The following is a 14,272-nucleotide window of genomic DNA, read 5'->3' on the forward strand; positions in this document are numbered from 1 at the left end:
GCGGGGCGCAGCGCCGAGACCGGCCGCGCCCCGCCCCGCCCCGCCGGGCCGGCTACTCCGCGGGCTCGATGACCACCACCGGGATCTCCCGGTCCGTCTTGGCCTGGTACTCCTCGTACGCCGGCCAGTGCCGCACCATCACCGGCCAGTACGCGGCACGCTCCGCCGGGCTCGCCGTACGGGCCGTGCCCTGGAGCACGCGGGGCCCGACCTGGACGCGGACCTCCGGATGCTCCGTCAGGTTCCGGTACCAGAGCGGGTGGGCGTCGTCGCCACCCTTGGAGGCGACGACCAGGAAGCGGCCGTCGGCCTCCCCGTAGATCAGGGGGGTGCGCACGGGGCGGCCCGAGATCCGGCCCACCGTGGTGAGCAGCAGCGTCTGGGTGCCCTGCCAGTACTGGCCCTCGGTGCCGCCGGAGGACACGTACTGCTTCACATGGTCCAGCTGCCAGCTGCCCTCCCGGGGGTCGGTCGGGTGGTCCCAGTCGATGTCGGTCGTCATACGGTCGCGCCTGCCTTCGGGTCGAACGGTCAACACCTCATCCGCCCTGCCCAACGCCCGGGGGCCGACCACCCATTCCGGCCGGAAGAGTGAATCCCGCGAAGGCCCCCTAGGATCCCCGCATGATCGCTGAATTGCAGTGCGTGGTCCTGGACTGTCCCGCGCCGCGGCAGCTCGCCGCGTTCTACCAGTGCCTGCTGGGCGGAACCGTCGACCGGCCCGACCCGCGCTGGTCGGTGGACGAGACCTGGTCCACGCTCCACACCCCCTCGGGCACCGTCCTCGCCTTCCAGTACGCGGCCGACCACCGGCCGCCGCGCTGGCCCGACCCGGCCCGGCCGCAGCAGTTCCACCTGGACCTCGGCGTCCCCGACCTGGACCGCGCCGAGGAGCAGGTCCTCGCGGCCGGGGCGGCGCTGCTGGAGCGGGGCGAGGACGCGCGCGGCTGGCGGGTGTACGCGGACCCGGCCGGGCACCCCTTCTGCCTGGTCCGCGAGGGGGCCGCCGGGCAGCCGGCCGGCTGAACCGCAGCCTCCGCGCGGGCGGTCAGTCCGCGGACCGGGTCCAGCCGTCGGCCTCGACGCGGGCCGCGTCGGCGGGCCGGTCCTCCGCGAAGAGCAGCCGGGCCGGTTCCGCGACCCGTACGACATCCACGTACACGCCCCGGCCCACATACCGCCCGGCCGCGGAATGCCGGAAGCGGATCCGGACCTCGCGGCCCGCCGGGGCGGTGGTGAGGGGGGCTTCGAGCCGGTGCCAGATGCGCCCCGACCAGCCGCCGACCCGGCCCCGCGGCCACTCCTCGGGCGTGCCGCCGGTGGACCGCACGGTGGTGAAGGGCAGCGGCGTCCAGGCGGTCCCGTCGGCCGAGGTCTCCAGGTGCAGGGCCCCCTCGCCCGGTACGGTGTCCCACCACACGGCGCAGCGCAGCCGCGCGGAGTCCGTCGCCGGGGTGAGCGGCGGCAGGGTGAGGGTGCCCGAGGCGCCGGGGGTCATCCCGGAGAACCAGGCGGGGCCGCCGTGCCGGGTACGGACGGGCACGGCGCGGGCGAACCGGTTGCCGACGGCCACGCGCGGGGCGCTGCCGGCCCGCCAGGTCCGCACGGGGTGCACGGAGTTGCCCAGCAGGATCAGGAAGGAGTCGGTGGACGGGTCGAGCACGAGGGAGGTCCCGGTGAAGCCGGTGTGACCGGCCGAGTGCGGGGTGGCCATCGCGCCCATGTACCAGTGCTGGTAGAGCTCGAAGCCGAGGCCGTGGTCGTCGCCGGGGAAGGCGGTGTTGTAGTCCGTGAACAGCAGCTCGACGGAGGCGGGGCGCAGGATGCGGCGGCCGGCGTAGACCCCGCCGTCGAGCAGGGCGCGGGCGAGGACGGCCAGGTCCCAGGCGGTGCCGAAGACCCCGGCGTGGCCGGCGACGCCGCCGAGGGCGTAGGCGTTCTCGTCGTGGACCTCCCCCCACACCAGGCCGCGTTCCAGGCCGGACCAGGGCGGGCGCTGCACCTCGGTGGCGGCGGTGACGCGGCGCCAGGAGAGCGGCGGGTTGTAGCGGGTGCGGTGCATGCCGAGGGGAGCGGTGATCTCGTCGTGGAGCAGGGTGTCCAGGGTGCGGCCGGTGATCCGCTCCAGGAGCAGCTGCAGGGCGATGAGATTGAGGTCGGAGTAGCGGTACACCGACCCGGGAGGCTCCTGCGGGCGCACCGACCACAGCAGCCTCAACTGCCCCTCGCGGGTCGACTCCTGGTAGAAGGGCGCCCAGGAGCGCAGCCCCGAGGTGTGCGTCAGCAGCTGCCGGACGGTGATCAGCTCCTTGCCGCCGCCCGTGAACTCCGGCAGGTACCGGCGGACCGGGGCCTCCAGCTCCAGGTGCCCGCGCTCCATCTGCTGCACGGCCAGGATGGAGGTGAACAGCTTGCTCAGCGAGGCCAGGTCGAAGACGGTGTCCTCGGCCATCGGGATCCGCTCGGCCTCGGGGAACTCCCGGACCCGGTCCGTCCGCCCGTCGTACTCCGCGTACCGCACGGCGTGGCCCATGGCCCGGTGCAGGGCGATGGTGCGCCCGCGCCCGGCGAGGACCACCGCCCCGGCGTAGTAGGGGTGTTCGGGGGAGGGGCCGAGGAACCGCCGCGCCTCGTCCGCCACCGCCTCCAGATGCCGTTCCAGCAGACCGGCCTGGCGGGCGGACCCGTAGCGCAGCCGCAGCCCTTGCAGCGCCCGCCGCTCGGCCGCCCCCGAGGCCCCGGGCAGCGCGGTATGCAGCGCCAGCACCCCGCCGAGCGCGAGCAGACCCACCCCGAGCCCCCGCCGCGTCGTACCCCACCGCTGCCGGGGCGCGGCTCCGCGCTCCGCGCCGGTTCCGCCGGGGGGTTGTGCCGCCGGGGCCCCCGTGTGTTCCGCCATGTCCGGTCCTCCTGTCCGCCCGGTGCCCGTCCCTCGCCCGTGGTCGCCGCGCCGGATCGCGCCGCGCGCGGGGCGCCGCCCGCGCGCCGGATCCCGCCGACCGCGCCGCAGGCTAATGGGTATCTGCCCGCGCCTTTGCCACCCTCCGCACCGACGGGCCCGTAAAGAATCTGACGCTGCATCAGAAAACCTCTTCCCTCGCCCGCCGGGCTACGGCATCCTGCCGCCCATGGAGACGGAGCTGAGCAAGAGACTGGGTGTCGAGCACGCCATCTTCGGCTTCACGCCCTTCCCGGCGGTCGCCGCCGCCATCACCCGCGCGGGCGGATTCGGCGTGCTCGGCGCCGTCCGCTACACCGCCCCCGACGACCTCAGGCGCGACCTCGACTGGATGGAGGCGCACACCGACGGCAAGCCCTACGGCCTCGACGTGGTCATGCCCGCCAGGAAGGCCGTCGACGGCATCGGCGAGGCCGACATCGAGGCGATGATCCCCGCCGGTCACCGCGCCTTCGTCCGCGACACCCTCGCCAAGCACCACGTGCCCGAGCTGGCCGAGGGCGAGACCTCCGGCTGGCGGATCACCGGCTGGATGGAGCAGGTCGCCCGGAGCCAGCTCGACGTCGCCTTCGACTACCCCGTCACACTCCTGGCGAACGCCCTCGGTTCCCCGCCCGCCGATGTCATCGCCCGCGCCCACGCGCAGGGTGTCCTCGTCGCCGCCCTCGCCGGCAGCGCCAAGCACGCCCGCCGCCACGCCGAAGCCGGCATCGACATCGTCGTCGCCCAGGGCTACGAGGCCGGCGGGCACACCGGTGACATCGCCACCATGGTCCTCGTACCGGAGATCGCCGAGGCCGTGGCCCCGCTCCCCGTCCTCGCCGCCGGCGGCATCGGCAGCGGCGAGCAGATCGCCGCCGGGCTCGCGCTCGGCGCCCAGGGCGTCTGGCTCGGGTCCCTCTGGCTCACCACCACCGAGGCCGAACTGCACTCCCGCGCCCTCACCGAAAAACTGCTCGCCGCGGGCTCCGGGGACACCGTCCGCTCCAGGGCCCTCACCGGGAAACCGGCCCGCCAGCTGCGCACCGAGTGGACCGACGCCTGGGACGACCCGGCGGGCCCGGGGGCACTGCCCATGCCGCTCCAGGGCCTGCTGGTCGCGGAGGCCGTCTCCCGGATCCAGAAGTACGAGATCGGACCGCTGCTCGGCACCCCCGTCGGCCAGATCGTCGGCCGGATGAACAGCGAGCGCGGAGTCCAGGCGGTCTTCGACGAGCTCACCGCAGGTTTCGAGAGGGCGGTCGACCGCGTCAACCGCATCGCCGGCCGAGTCCGAGAGGCGTGATCCCACCATGACCGCCACGAACCCCACCAGCCCCACCGGCCCCACCGCCCAGCCCCCGAACGGCTTCTGGGCGCAGGCCACCGCCGACCCCGGACGCACCGTCCTCATCGCCCCCGACGGCGAGGAGTGGACCGCCGGCCGGCTGCACGCCGACGTCAACCGCCTCGTCCACGGCCTGCGTGCGGCCGGCCTGCGCACCGGCGACGCCTTCGCCGTCGTCCTGCCCAACGGCGTCGAGTTCCTCACCGCCCACCTCGCCGCCTCCCAGGCCGGCTTCTACCTCGTCCCCGTCAACCACCACCTGGTCGGCCCCGAGATCGCCTGGATCGTCTCCGACTCCGGCGCCAAGGTCCTCATCGCCCACGAGCGCTTCGCCGACGCCGCCACCGCCGCCGCCGACGAGGCGGCCCTGCCCGCGAGCCACCGCTACGCCGTCGGAGCGGTTCCGGGCTTCCGGCCGTACGGGGACCTCCTCGCGCGCCGGTCCGCCACGGCCCCCGCGGACCGCACCCTCGGCTGGGTCATGAACTACACCTCCGGCACCACCGGCCGCCCGCGCGGGATCCGCCGCCCGCTGCCGGGCCGGCTGCCGGAGGAGACGTACCTCGGCGGCTTCCTCGGCATCTTCGGCATCCGGCCCTTCGACGGCAACGTCCACCTGGTCTGCTCGCCGCTCTACCACACGGCCGTCCTGCAGTTCGCGGGCGCCGCCCTGCACATCGGGCACCCGCTGGTCCTGATGGACAGGTGGACCCCGGAGGAGATGCTGCGCCTGATCGACCGGCACGCCTGCACCCACACCCACATGGTGCCCACGCAGTTCCACCGGCTGCTCGCCCTGCCCCAGGAGACCAAGGACGCGTACGACGTCTCCTCCATGCGGCACGCCATCCACGGCGCCGCGCCCTGCCCGGACCACGTCAAACGGGCGATGATCGACTGGTGGGGCGGCTGCGTGGAGGAGTACTACGCGGCGAGCGAGGGCGGCGGCGCCTTCGCCACCGCCGAGGACTGGCTGAAGAAGCCGGGTACGGTCGGCAGGGCATGGCCGATCAGCGAGCTGGCCGTCTTCGACGACGAGGGCAACCGGCTGCCCGCGGGCGAACTCGGCACCGTCTACATGAAGATGAACACCGGCGGTTTCAGCTACCACAAGGACGAGGGCAAGACGCGGAAGAACCGCATCGGTGACTTCTTCACCGTCGGGGACCTCGGCCTGCTGGACGAGGAGGGCTACCTCTTCCTCCGCGACCGCAAGATCGACATGATCATCTCCGGCGGGGTCAACATCTACCCGGCCGAGATCGAGTCGGCCCTGCTCTCCCACCCGGCCGTGGCGGACGCGGCGGCCTTCGGCATCCCGCACGCCGACTGGGGTGAGGAGGTCAAGGCCGTCATCGAACCGGCCGAGGGCTTCGTGGCCGGTGAGGCGCTGGCCGCGGAGATCCTGCACCACTGCGAGCGGCAGCTCGCCCGCTACAAGCGGCCCAGGACCGTCGACTTCACGGAGGCCATGCCACGCGACCCGAACGGCAAGCTGTACAAGCGGCGGCTGCGCGATCCGTACTGGGAGGGGCACGACCGGGCGATGTGAGCACGGGGCGGGTGGCCGACCCGCCCGGGGCCCACCCGCCGGGACTGACCCGCCCGGGCACACCCGCTCCGGGCCGCCCGGGACCGACCCGCCCGCAGCGGCCCGGGCCGGGGCCGCCCCGGGCCGCCGTCCGCCACGCCGGATGATCGCGTGAGAAAGGCCACGTCAAGCGGCCGGTCGCGCGCCTTGCGCCGCACAGAGGGGACACTTCTGGCAAGTTTGCATATATGAGTACGGCTGCCCGCAGATCCCCCCTGACCGACTGGACCGTCGTGGTCCCCGTGGTGGCGCTGGTCGCGCTCGTCCTCAGCTGGGGGCGCGACCTACCCGGCTTCGCGGTGGCACTCGTCGCCCTCTGCCTGGCCGGCGCGGTCCTCGCCGCCGTCCACCACGCCGAGGTCGTCGCCCACCGGGTGGGCGAACCCTTCGGCTCCCTCGTGCTCGCCGTGGCGGTGACCGTCATCGAGGTGGCCCTCATCGTCACCCTGATGGTCGACGGAGGCGACAAGACCGCCTCGCTCGCCCGGGACACCGTCTTCGCCGCCGTCATGATCACCTGCAACGGCATCGTCGGCCTGTCGCTGCTCGTCGGCGCCCTGCGCAACCGCATCGCCGTCTTCAACCCCGAGGGCTCCGGCGCGGCCCTCGCCACCGTCGCCACTCTCGCCACGCTCAGCCTCGTGCTGCCCACCTTCACCACCAGCAAGCCCGGCCCCGAGTTCTCCACCGCGCAGCTCACCTTCGCCGCCGTGGCCTCCCTCGCCCTCTACGGGCTCTTCGTGGCCGTCCAGACCGTCCGCCACCGCAGCTACTTCCTGCCCGTGGACACCGGGCAGGACGGCGTGGAGGACGAGCACGCCGAACCGCCCACCGCCCGCGCCGCCCTGCTCAGCCTCGGGCTGCTGCTGGTCGCGCTGGTGGCGGTGGTCGGCGACGCCAAGGCCGTCTCCCCGACCATCGAACGGGCCGTCGCCGCCGCCGGTCTGCCGCAAGCGGTCGTGGGTGTGGTCATCGCCCTGCTCGTACTGCTGCCCGAGACCCTGGCCGCCGTCCGCGCCGCCCGCCGCGACCGCGTGCAGACCAGCCTCAACCTCGCCTACGGCTCCGCCATCGCCAGCATCGGCCTGACCATCCCGGCCATCGCCCTGGCCTCGATCTGGCTCTCCGGCCCGCTCCTGCTCGGCCTCGGCCCGACCCATATGGTCCTGCTCGCCCTCACCATCGTGGTCAGCGCCCTCACCATCGTCCCCGGCCGCGCCACGCTGCTCCAGGGCGGCGTGCACATCGTGCTGCTGGCCGCGTACCTCTTCCTGGCCGTGAGCCCCTGACGGGCCGCCCGCCGGGAGGAGGTACGCGGGGCGCGGGTCAGCGCCGCTCGTACACCGGCACCACCCGCAGCCGCGGCGAGCTGAGGATGTCCCCCTCGCAGAATCGCGCCGTCACCCACCGCTCCTGCGAGAACAGCCGCGTCTGGTCCGCCGCGTACGGCGAGCCCGCGTCCGAGGACTGGCCGTACGTCAGCAGCGTGCGGGCCACCGGACAGGGGCCGCCGTTCCAGCCCACCGCCTGGATATGGCTGGAGCCGTGCACGACCTCCGCGTAGCCGCCGGCCGCCGCGTCCCACCGCGCCTCGATCTTGTTCCACACCCCGAGCGCCTCGGTGCCGCCGCCCACCGGCAGCTTCCGGCCGCCCCGCACCACGAACTGGTGCTCGCCCAGCGGGGCGTCCAGGGCGATACCGGCCGCCCTCAGCTCCGCCACCGCCTCCGCCAGGGCCCGGCCGATGCCCGGCGCGGACCGGTTGAGCGTACGGGGCGTACGTACGGGATCGGCGGCCGAGAACGGCACCAGCCACAGGTCCTTCGCGGGCGTGGACGCGGTCAGCCGGCGCCAGAAGCGGTCGAAGAGCAGCGCGCCCCGGCTGGAGCTGTCCGTCGTACGGTCCCAGCCGGCCAGCACCCCGCACGCCGCGGAGACGTCCACCACGGAGCCGTCGCCCGCCGTGGCCCGGCCGCCGGGCAGCGCCTCGCACGCCCGCGCCGCGTCGCCCGCCGCCAGGTCACCGGCCGGGGCGCGGTTCGCGAACTGCTGCGCCTGGAGGTCGGCCACGGTCAGCCGGCCCCGCGCCGCCATCGCGGACACGTCCTCGACCGCGCCGCGCGTGCGCGCCGAGCGCGGGGTGGCGACATCGCCCCAGATCCGTTCGTACCCGGTCAGCGGCCGGTCGGCGTTGGCCAGCCAGGCGCTGTCGTTGCTGTTCTCGGCGTACGGGGCGTCGCGCAGCGCCGGTGCCCTCGCCGGGCCGAAGACGCCCGGCTGCACCGCGTCCGGGTCGGAGCCGAGCGCGCAGTCGGCGCGCGAGCCGTCCAGGACGGCCAGCCCCGAGGCCGGGTAGACGGCCCGGCCCAGCGGGGTGGAGCAGCGGGCGGCCAGCTCGTCCGTGATCCGGGGGAGTACCTGGCTCTGCGTGAAGAGGGTGCCTCCCGCGGAGTCGGCGGCCACGGTGTTCACCCAGGGCAGCCCCTGGGTACGGGCCAGCGCCTGCTGGATCCCGGCGACCGAGCGGGCCTTGCCGAGGGCGAGGGCGGTGTCCGAGCCGCGCAGGTTCGCCGCGTTGGGGTCGTTCAGCGCGTAGGCCGAACGGATGGTCCAGGGCAGCGGCAGGGAGCCGCCGAGCTGGGTGACCACGGGCCCGTACCGGGTCCACCACTGGGTCCGGCTGACGGGATCACCGCCCGCCACCGGGACGGTGACGGTCCGCCGGGTCATCCGCTCCGGGGCGCCGTCGACCAGGTAGGCGGTCGGGTCGCCGGGGACGAGGGCCAGCTCGTGCAGGTTCACGGGGGTGCCGGTGGCCACGGTGTGGCTCCAGGCGGTCTTCTCGTTGAAGCCGATGCTGACGGCGACGGTGCCCAGCAGCGAGGCGCCGGAGACGTTCAGCTCGCCCGGGATGGTCTGCTGCGACTGCCAGAAGCGGCGGCCGCCGTGCCACGGGTAGTGCGGGTTGCCGAGGAGCAGTCCGCGGCCGCTCGCCGTGGTGGAACCGGCGAAGGCCACGGCGTTGGAGCCCATGTCGTAGCGGGTGGTGTCGAAGAAGTCCCTGGCGGCCTGGGCGGCGGCGGTGGGGTCCTGCGGTGCGTCCGGCTCTGCGGCTGAGGGGGCGCCGGCCTGCGGGCCCGTGCCCGGCGCCGGCGGCTGCGCGGCCGTGATGCCGTCGACCGCGCGGCCCTGGCCGCCGAGGACCGAGACGGCGAAGGCGCGCGCCGCCACGTCCGTGGCGGTGACCGGGCGCACCCAGGCGGCGCCCTTGCAGGCCGGGTCGGTGACCTTGTTCTGGGCGAGCCAGGCGTTGTATCCGGCGGCCCAGCCGCGCATCAGCTCCTTGAGGTCCTTGCTGGGCCCGGCCGGTGCGGGCGTCGCCAGCAGCTTCTCGACGGTCCCGGACTCGCGCACCCCCTTGAAGTACAGGTCGCTCGTCAGGTTGGCGGTGGCGGAGGAGAGCGATCCGTCGGGCGCGGCGGCCGGGCCGAACCAGCGCGAGCGCTCGCCCGCGACGGTGACGAACCCGTCCGCGAGGACGCAGACCTGGTCGGCCGCCTGCGCCCAGCCGGTGCCGAAGCCGAGGCGGGCGTAGTCGCGGGCGAGGATGTGCGGGACGCCGTTCTCGGTGTACCGGATGACGGCGGACAGGCCACCGCCGGAGGGTATGCGCTCGCCGGGGGCGGAGGCCGGGGCGTCGAACGAGGCGTGGGCCGGGGCTTGGGGGAGCGCGGCCGTCGCGGCGAGCAGCGCCGCGGCGACGAGGGCCGCGCGGCGGAGCAGGGGGCGTGGGCCGGGGCGTGAGCGAGGGGTGCTGAGATGCAACGTGTCTCCAAGGGGCCTGCGGATGGGCGCGTGAGCCGTCGGACGGGCGGTGCCTCTGTGCCCTCACACTCATGCAGGCGGCCCGATCGGCTGTCAACATCCTTTTGGCGTAAGGTCATTGACCCGTTTCACCGGGGCGGCGAGGATCGCGCCATGACGGCAGCGCGAGAGGTACCCGACGCCCCCGGAGCACGGCCCGTACGGGACAACACGGTCGACGGCCTCGTACACGACAGCGCGCGGCGGGTCCCCGACCGGCCCGCCCTCCGCTACCGCGAGCGGAGCTGGACGTACGCCGCACTCGACGCGGCCGTCTCCACGGGTGCCGCCCTGCTGCGCGAGCGGTACGGGCTGGCCGAGGGCGACCGGGTCGCCACCTACGCCCACAACTCCGACGCGTACCTCCTGGCCTTCCTCTCCTGCGCCCGGGCCGGGCTGGTGCACGTACCCGTCAACCAGAACCTCACCGGCCAGGACCTCGCGCACGTCCTGGACGACTCCGGCAGCGCCCTCGTCCTCGCCGACCCGGACCTGGCCGGCCGGGTGCCCGCCGGGCGGCCCGTACGGCCCCTGCGCGATGCGCCCGGTTCCTTCCTGGACGGGCTCGCCGAGCCGCTGCCCTTCACGGCCGCACCGGATCCGGGGCGGCTGGCGCAGCTCCTGTACACCTCGGGGACCACCGCGCTGCCCAAGGGCGCGATGATGACCCACCGCGCGCTCGTGCACGAGTACGAGAGCGCCATCGCGGCCCTGGACCTGGCGGAAGGGGACCGTCCGGTGCACGCGCTGCCGCTCTACCACTCGGCGCAGATGCACGTCTTCCTGCTGCCGTACCTGGCGGTGGGCGCGCGGAACACCGTGGTGGACGGGCCCGTCGCGGCGCAGCTCTTCGACCTCGTCGAGGCGGGGGAGTCGGACAGCCTCTTCGCGCCGCCGACGGTGTGGATCGGCCTGGCCGGGCATCCGGAGTTCGCCACCCGCGACCTGGGCGGGCTGGGCAAGGCGTACTACGGGGCGTCGATCATGCCCGTGCCCGTCCTGGAACGGCTGCGCGAGCGGCTGCCGGGGCTCGCCTTCTACAACTGCTTCGGTCAGAGCGAGATCGGACCGCTGGCCACGGTGCTCGGGCCGCGGGAGCACGCGGGGCGGATGGACTCCTGCGGGCGGCCGGTACGCCACGTGGAGGCCAAGGTCGTCGACGAGCACGGCCGGGACGTGCCCGACGGGACGGCGGGCGAGGTGGTGTACCGCTCGCCGCAGCTCTGCCAGGGGTACTGGAACGACCCCGGGGCGACCGCGCGGGCCTTCCGGGACGGCTGGTTCCGCTCGGGCGATCTGGCGGTGCGCGATACGGAGGGCTACTACACCGTGGTGGACCGGGTGAAGGACGTCATCAACTCGGGCGGGGTGCTCGTCGCCTCGCGGCAGGTGGAGGACGTGCTGTACACGCACCCGGGGGTGGCGGAGGCGGCGGTGGTCGGGCTGCCCGACGAGCGGTGGATCGAGGCGGTGACGGCGGTGGTGGTCCCGCGCGGCGAGGTGACGGAGGCGGAGCTGATGGCGTACGCCCGGGACCGGCTCGCGCACTTCAAGGCCCCGAAGCGGGTGCTGTTCGTGGACGACCTCCCGCGCAACGCCAGCGGCAAGATCCTCAAGCGCGAACTGCGGGACCGCTTCGGCTCCCCGATCGGCTGAGGCCGGCCGCGGGAGCCGTCTCCGTAGACTCTGCCGACATGGACTCGTACCCGAGCGCGTCGGCGTTGATCGCATCGGCCTGGACGCGGCTGGAGGGCCCGCCCGTGGACCGGTCGTTGTGGCTGGACGCGATCGGCGACGCCCTCGATACGGGCCTGCCCCCGCAGGAGGAGGCCGAACGGGCCGTCGCCCGCCTGGCCGCGCTCGCGCTCGCGCTGCCCGAGGAGCCGCCGGTGGTGCGGGAGTCCGCGCTGCACGCGATCTGCACCGCCTCGACGCGCTACCGGTTCCCCTTCGCGCTGGTGGAGCCACTGGCGGCGGGCGCGGACCGGTTCGAGCCCGTACTGCTGGTGTACGTCCTCGGCATCCTGGCCGACACGCACGACGCGGCGGCGCTGCCGGTGGTGGAGCGGTACCTGAGCCACCCGGAGGCGGAGGTCCGGCGGGAGGCGGCGGACGCGGTGCGCGAGCTGGAGTGGGCGTGGGACCGGGACCGGGCGGTGTGACCTCTGGGCGGCCTTCCCCGGGCCGTACGGATCAGTGATGCCAGGGGAAGTGGGCGGGGCCCTCGGGCGGGAAGACGCCGCCGCGGCGGAGGCGGCGCAGGGTGAGGTGCTCGTGGACCAGGCGGCCGACGAGCGCGCCGCCGTAGACGACGAAGCCCACGCCCACCAGCCAGGACTGCACCACCAGCAGGGTCCCGAAGGGCCCGTAGGTCACCGCGTTCGACGCGATCAGCGGGGAGAACACCAGCTGCGAGAACAGCCGCAGGCCGAGCAGTCCGATGCTGGTGGCGACGGCCCCGGGGACCAGGGCGCGCCAGCGGACCCGGCCGCCGAGCAGCAGGCGCTGGGAGGCGACGAAGAACAGGCAGGTGCCGAGGAGGTCGCCGGTGGTGCCGACGATGGTGCCGAGGACCCCGTCGGAGGGCGCGGGGATCCCCACGAGCAGCCCGAGGTAGCAGACGAGCAGTGCGAGCCAGACCACATGCCGCCACATGGTGTGCCAGCGGGCCGTCGGCAGGTCCCAGACCTTCTCGTACCCGGTCTGCACGGCCGCGCCGAAGGTCAGGCCGAACACGGCGAGGGCCGCCAGCCCGAAGGCGGTGGTCCGCTCCAGCGCCAGGTCGGCGGCACCGAACACCATCTCGATCCGGACCCGCGAGGCCGCCGTCACCCCGAGCGCCTGCCCCAGCCACCGCCCGAACCCGGAACCACTGCCGGGCGCGGCGGCGGCCACGACCACCAGCAGCGGCACGAGCGTCAGGAACCCGAGCGCCGCGAAGCCCATGGCCCGGTGCATGAGCTCCATCTCCCGGCCCCGGCTCCAGGCCAGCCCGATCTGAGAGCCCTGGAGCCGGTCATGAAGCCGCCGCAGGATCGAGGTCACACAATTCCCCCTACCCCGCCCCGCTCCGCCCTTCCCGGGGACCCCCGGAAGTAGATCCAAAGGGGTCTGCTCCACCTGGACGGCGGAGCAGAGCAGGTACCGACCTGCTCGTCGGGACGGCATTCGTGCGCGACGGGCTAAGTGACATCGACTCCGTGCGCCCTGGCCAGGCCGTCGAGCCCGTCGGCCCACCCCTGTCCGACTGCTCGGAGCTTCCACACCGGACGTCCCTCGGGGGACCTGTGCCGGTACAGCTCCGCGATGACCATGGCCTTGATGGCAGGGTCCACAGGCGGCCGGAAGCTCCACGTGGCGGTGGCGCATCCGATGGCCAGTATGGACAGTTCGGCGTAGGCGAGGGAGCCGCACGTCAGCCCGGTGTCGACGTCCATGTTGATCGCGATCGTCATCCGCTGGACGTGCGCGGGCAGGGCTGCGAGGTGGACGGCGGCGCGCTCGACGGTACGGCGGACCGTGGGTGCGCGCCGGAGCGCGAGCTGCGGCTCGTACTGGTCCGGCGGCGTCCACTGCCGAGTGCGGTGGAGGCGTAGAGAGGGCCCATGCCCGAGGAGGGGGTGGTCCGGCCGCCACCTACGCTCACACGCGCCATCCGAGGCCCGACGGACGTCCGTACGCCCCTCGTCGACACGCGCACGCTCATCCCGGGCACACCAACGCGGAATCCGAAACCCATGGAGCCTCCCTCGCTGCGGCGGAGAGTCTGTCAGCCTTCGGGCACCGATGGCGGGGCTTCGCGCCTACCGCTGTGACTTCGGCATGGACTTCGTCGGAGTTCCCTCCGGAGCGAAGGAGTGGTGGAAGGTGAAGGCCGAGGGTGTGGGGGCGTGGGTGTGGAGGTGTTGGAGTGTGGAGACGCCGTCCTGCCAGGTGGGTATGGCGCCGTCGGGGACCCACCAGATGACATGACTCGGGTGGCCTGTCCGCTCGAACCAGTCGTGGCGCCGGTTCAGTGCCGCACGGTGCAAGCCGGTGTAGACGGCGTCGAAGGCGGGGTGCAGGTCGGTCCAGAGAGAGAGGGTCGCGGCGAGGGCGGTGGTGTCCGCCGTGCGGCCCTTGTCGTACCACGTCGGTACGGCGAACTCTCCCCACGCGCCCCAGTCCGCCTCGAAGAATTCGCCCTGGGTGCCGTTTGTCGTTTCGGCGTGGCCGAGGTAGCCGGGGTGCTGGCTGATCTTTCGGTAGACGGCCTCGCCGCGGGCGTAGAACTCGCGCGTGAGAGGTCCGGGATCGGCGAGAGGTGACCGCAGGACGCCGAATGTGTACAGCGCAAGATGGGGCATGGGGCTCTTCCCTGGCTGGGGGGTGGCTGAGGTAGGGGTCGGCCTATGGGCTGACGGAACTCCGTTGTGGTTGGGGGCGATTGCCCACGGACGGGTGAAGGTAGCGGCCTGCGGCGGTCATGTCGAAGTTGCGTTTTTCCTGTTCAAGTGGCCTCCTGCGCCTGCCGTTCGTCAGACCCGTGCGC

The 14,272-nt window shown here is 73.8% G+C and carries 13 protein-coding genes; 7 read left to right on the top strand and 6 right to left on the bottom strand.

What is annotated here, in order from left to right:
* Positions 1 to 52: 52 nt before the first annotated feature.
* Complete coding sequence (locus ABZ873_RS18200) at positions 53 to 502, bottom strand: nitroreductase family deazaflavin-dependent oxidoreductase (protein WP_360872486.1); 450 nt, start codon at positions 500 to 502, stop codon at positions 53 to 55.
* Positions 503 to 624: 122 nt separating this feature from the next.
* Here ABZ873_RS18200 and ABZ873_RS18205 point away from each other — a divergent pair, with 122 nt between their 5' ends.
* A complete protein-coding gene (locus tag ABZ873_RS18205; RefSeq protein WP_360872488.1) occupies positions 625 to 1,026 on the top strand; it encodes a VOC family protein in 402 nt (133 codons plus the stop codon).
* A 22-nt stretch (positions 1,027 to 1,048) separates the two neighbouring features.
* Here the strand turns inward: ABZ873_RS18205 and ABZ873_RS18210 are convergent, their stop codons facing one another.
* Positions 1,049 to 2,899, bottom strand: coding sequence for a serine hydrolase (locus tag ABZ873_RS18210; protein WP_360872491.1), 1,851 nt, complete (start codon positions 2,897 to 2,899; stop codon positions 1,049 to 1,051).
* Between the two features lie 229 nt (positions 2,900 to 3,128).
* On the opposite strand from ABZ873_RS18210, the gene ABZ873_RS18215 reads away from it, so the two are divergent.
* From ABZ873_RS18215 to ABZ873_RS18225, 3 genes are all read left to right on the top strand, one after another.
* Positions 3,129 to 4,244: a nitronate monooxygenase gene (locus ABZ873_RS18215; RefSeq protein ID WP_360872496.1), complete on the top strand. Its 1,116-nt coding sequence runs from the start codon at positions 3,129 to 3,131 to the stop codon at positions 4,242 to 4,244.
* A gap of 7 nt (positions 4,245 to 4,251) precedes the next feature.
* On the top strand, positions 4,252 to 5,838 hold the full coding sequence (locus ABZ873_RS18220) for an acyl-CoA synthetase (RefSeq protein WP_360872499.1): 1,587 nt from the start codon (positions 4,252 to 4,254) through the stop codon (positions 5,836 to 5,838).
* Positions 5,839 to 6,065: 227 nt separating this feature from the next.
* Positions 6,066 to 7,166, top strand: a complete 1,101-nt coding sequence (locus ABZ873_RS18225) for an ionic transporter y4hA (RefSeq protein ID WP_360872502.1) — start codon at positions 6,066 to 6,068, stop codon at positions 7,164 to 7,166.
* A 37-nt stretch (positions 7,167 to 7,203) separates the two neighbouring features.
* Here the strand turns inward: ABZ873_RS18225 and ABZ873_RS18230 are convergent, their stop codons facing one another.
* Positions 7,204 to 9,702, bottom strand: a complete 2,499-nt coding sequence (locus ABZ873_RS18230) for a penicillin acylase family protein (RefSeq protein ID WP_360872505.1) — start codon at positions 9,700 to 9,702, stop codon at positions 7,204 to 7,206.
* A gap of 153 nt (positions 9,703 to 9,855) precedes the next feature.
* Here ABZ873_RS18230 and ABZ873_RS18235 point away from each other — a divergent pair, with 153 nt between their 5' ends.
* A complete protein-coding gene (locus ABZ873_RS18235; protein WP_360872508.1) occupies positions 9,856 to 11,397 on the top strand; it encodes a fatty acyl-CoA synthetase in 1,542 nt (513 codons plus the stop codon).
* Between the two features lie 38 nt (positions 11,398 to 11,435).
* Positions 11,436 to 11,903: a hypothetical protein gene (locus ABZ873_RS18240; RefSeq protein ID WP_360872511.1), complete on the top strand. Its 468-nt coding sequence runs from the start codon at positions 11,436 to 11,438 to the stop codon at positions 11,901 to 11,903.
* Positions 11,904 to 11,934: 31 nt separating this feature from the next.
* On the opposite strand, the gene ABZ873_RS18245 is transcribed toward ABZ873_RS18240, so the two are convergent.
* Positions 11,935 to 12,786, bottom strand: coding sequence for a YhjD/YihY/BrkB family envelope integrity protein (locus ABZ873_RS18245; RefSeq protein ID WP_360872515.1), 852 nt, complete (start codon positions 12,784 to 12,786; stop codon positions 11,935 to 11,937).
* A 137-nt stretch (positions 12,787 to 12,923) separates the two neighbouring features.
* Complete coding sequence (locus tag ABZ873_RS18250) at positions 12,924 to 13,196, bottom strand: TerD family protein (protein ID WP_360872517.1); 273 nt, start codon at positions 13,194 to 13,196, stop codon at positions 12,924 to 12,926.
* Positions 13,197 to 13,205: 9 nt separating this feature from the next.
* Between ABZ873_RS18250 and ABZ873_RS18255 the strand changes: the two genes are divergently transcribed.
* Entirely contained in the window at positions 13,206 to 13,337 is a 132-nt protein-coding gene (locus tag ABZ873_RS18255) for a hypothetical protein (RefSeq protein ID WP_360872520.1), read from the top strand.
* 207 nt (positions 13,338 to 13,544) lie between these two features.
* On the opposite strand, the gene ABZ873_RS18260 is transcribed toward ABZ873_RS18255, so the two are convergent.
* Positions 13,545 to 14,087, bottom strand: a complete 543-nt coding sequence (locus ABZ873_RS18260) for a DUF3291 domain-containing protein (protein WP_360872522.1) — start codon at positions 14,085 to 14,087, stop codon at positions 13,545 to 13,547.
* Positions 14,088 to 14,272: the final 185 nt, after the last annotated feature.

Origin of the sequence: Streptomyces sp. NPDC047014 (assembly GCF_040644195.1) — a bacterium.
Lineage (GTDB): Bacteria > Actinomycetota > Actinomycetes > Streptomycetales > Streptomycetaceae > Streptomyces.

Coding starts and splice junctions, on each gene's coding strand:
- ABZ873_RS18215 (WP_360872496.1), top strand. CDS start 3,129: ATGGAGACGGAGCTGAGCAAGAGACTGGGTGTCGAGCACGCCATCTTC.
- ABZ873_RS18200 (WP_360872486.1), bottom strand. CDS start 502: ATGACGACCGACATCGACTGGGACCACCCGACCGACCCCCGGGAGGGC.
- ABZ873_RS18250 (WP_360872517.1), bottom strand. CDS start 13,196: ATGACGATCGCGATCAACATGGACGTCGACACCGGGCTGACGTGCGGC.
- ABZ873_RS18260 (WP_360872522.1), bottom strand. CDS start 14,087: ATGCCCCATCTTGCGCTGTACACATTCGGCGTCCTGCGGTCACCTCTC.
- ABZ873_RS18220 (WP_360872499.1), top strand. CDS start 4,252: ATGACCGCCACGAACCCCACCAGCCCCACCGGCCCCACCGCCCAGCCC.
- ABZ873_RS18225 (WP_360872502.1), top strand. CDS start 6,066: ATGAGTACGGCTGCCCGCAGATCCCCCCTGACCGACTGGACCGTCGTG.
- ABZ873_RS18205 (WP_360872488.1), top strand. CDS start 625: ATGATCGCTGAATTGCAGTGCGTGGTCCTGGACTGTCCCGCGCCGCGG.
- ABZ873_RS18210 (WP_360872491.1), bottom strand. CDS start 2,899: ATGGCGGAACACACGGGGGCCCCGGCGGCACAACCCCCCGGCGGAACC.
- ABZ873_RS18240 (WP_360872511.1), top strand. CDS start 11,436: ATGGACTCGTACCCGAGCGCGTCGGCGTTGATCGCATCGGCCTGGACG.
- ABZ873_RS18235 (WP_360872508.1), top strand. CDS start 9,856: ATGACGGCAGCGCGAGAGGTACCCGACGCCCCCGGAGCACGGCCCGTA.